The sequence below is a fragment of the Acidovorax sp. GW835-FHT14B10 genome, from assembly GCF_058793725.1.
Genome location: NZ_JBXAGC010000090.1, coordinates 1 through 602, shown reverse-complemented (window position 1 = coordinate 602; position 602 = coordinate 1). Strand labels below are relative to the sequence as shown.

1 protein-coding gene is annotated in these 602 nt (G+C 61.1%); it reads right to left on the bottom strand.

Going from position 1 to position 602, the window contains the following annotated elements; genetic code table 11:
• Positions 1-39: 39 nt before the first annotated feature.
• Positions 40-602, bottom strand: a 563-nt coding sequence (locus AC1Q5S_RS22350; RefSeq protein WP_492239469.1) for an IS3 family transposase, incomplete at its 5' end; no start/stop codon positions are given.

Sequence of the window (602 nt, the reverse complement as noted above, 5' to 3'; positions counted from 1 at the left end):
TGACCTTGCCCCTGCTTGGTGGAGTTCTTAACCCACAAGTCACGCGGCCTTTTTGCGCTGTGCCTCGTACCAGCGTTGCTCGTATTGCATCGGACTGAGGTAATCCAACGTCGAATGCAGCCTACAGTGATTGTAGAAGGCCATCCAGTCCATCACCGCCCGCCTGGCCTGAGCGCGGGTGGCAAATTTCTGCCCGTGCACACTTGCTGTTTTCAGCCGGCCCCAGAAGCTTTCCGTGGGTGCGTTGTCCCAGCAATTGCCCTTGCGGCTCATCGATGAGCGCATGCCCCAGCCCTTCAAGGCATCCTGCATCTCATGGCTGCAATACTGGCTGCCACGGTCGCTGTGGAATATCAGGCCTGGCTCTGGGCGACGGCGCCACCACGCCATGGCCAGTGCATCCTTGACCAGGCTGGCCTGCATGTGCGGCTGCAGGCTCCAGCCCACCACCTGGCGACTGAACAGGTCGATGACCACAGCCAGGTACAGCCAGCCCTCGTCGGTGGCGATGTAGGTGATGTCGCCACTCCACAGCTGGTTAGGTACCTCGGGATTGAAGCGCCGCTGCACCAGGTCTGGTGCCACCGGCAAGCTGTGCTTGC